We start from the raw sequence: 1,563 nt of genomic DNA, 5'->3' as shown, positions 1-1,563 counted from the left end.
TCAGCCTACGCACTTGAACCTGGACAACCGTCGCCAGGCCCACCTAGCCTTCTCCGTCCCCCCATCGCAATTGTAAGAAGTACGGGAATATTAACCCGTTTCCCATCGACTACGCCTTTCGGCCTCGCCTTAGGGGTCGACTTACCCTGCCCCGATTAACGTTGGACAGGAACCCTTGGTCTTCCGGCGAGGAGGTTTTTCACCCCCTTTATCGTTACTCATGTCAGCATTCGCACTTCTGATACGTCCAGCATGCGTTACCACACACCTTCAACCGCTTACAGAACGCTCCCCTACCCAATGCACTAAAGTGCATTGCCGCAGCTTCGGTTTACTACTTAGCCCCGTTACATCTTCCGCGCAGGCCGACTCGACCAGTGAGCTATTACGCTTTCTTTAAATGATGGCTGCTTCTAAGCCAACATCCTGGCTGTCTGAGCCTTCCCACATCGTTTCCCACTTAGTAGTAATTTGGGACCTTAGCTGGCGGTCTGGGTTGTTTCCCTCTCCACGACGGACGTTAGCACCCGCCGTGTGTCTCCCGGATAGTACTTACTGGTATTCGGAGTTTGCAAAGGGTTGGTAAGTCGGGATGACCCCCTAGCCTTAACAGTGCTCTACCCCCAGTAGTATTCGTCCGAGGCGCTACCTAAATAGCTTTCGGGGAGAACCAGCTATCTCCAGGTTTGATTGGCCTTTCACCCCTAGCCACAAGTCATCCGCTAATTTTTCAACATTAGTCGGTTCGGTCCTCCAGTTGATGTTACTCAACCTTCAACCTGCCCATGGCTAGATCACCTGGTTTCGGGTCTATATCCAGAGACTGAACGCCCAGTTAAGACTCGGTTTCCCTACGGCTCCCCTAGATGGTTAACCTTGCCACTGAATATAAGTCGCTGACCCATTATACAAAAGGTACGCAGTCACAGGACAAGCCTGCTCCTACTGCTTGTACGTACACGGTTTCAGGTTCTATTTCACTCCCCTCACAGGGGTTCTTTTCGCCTTTCCCTCACGGTACTGGTTCACTATCGGTCAGTCAGTAGTATTTAGCCTTGGAGGATGGTCCCCCCATATTCAGACAGGATATCACGTGTCCCGCCCTACTCGATTTCACTGAACACACGTCGTCAACTACGGGACTATCACCCTGTATCGTCGGCCTTTCCAGGCTGTTCGTCTAACGCGTGTAAAGCTTAAGGGCTAGTCCAATTTCGCTCGCCGCTACTTTCGGAATCTCGGTTGATTTCTTTTCCTCGGGGTACTTAGATGTTTCAGTTCCCCCGGTTCGCCCTGTTGAGCTATGTATTCACTCAACAGTAATACCTTATGGTATTGGGTTTCCCCATTCGGAAATCCCAGACTCAAATGGTTTTTACTACCTAATCTGGGCTTATCGCAAGTTAATACGTCCTTCATCGCCTCTGACTGCCAAGGCATCCACCGTGTACGCTTAGTCACTTAACCATACAACCCGAAGGAGTTTCGAGTTGATGTTCAAATCACCAAAGTTGTCTCTCATTATTTGAATGAGCGAGAGACATTCGATTTTGCCGGACTCAA

The 1,563-nt window shown here is 50.4% G+C and carries 1 rRNA gene (only partly in view); it reads right to left on the bottom strand.

Going from position 1 to position 1,563, the window contains the following annotated elements:
- Positions 1-1,467 (bottom strand): 23S ribosomal RNA (locus R7P72_RS23545); it reaches 1,465 nt to the left of the window's first position.
- Positions 1,468-1,563: the final 96 nt, after the last annotated feature.

Source organism: Vibrio sp. Vb0888 (assembly GCF_033338835.1).
Lineage (GTDB): Bacteria > Pseudomonadota > Gammaproteobacteria > Enterobacterales > Vibrionaceae > Vibrio > Vibrio alginolyticus.
The sequence above is the reverse complement of the archived record's forward strand: the minus strand, read 5'-3'. Positions and strand labels throughout refer to the sequence as shown.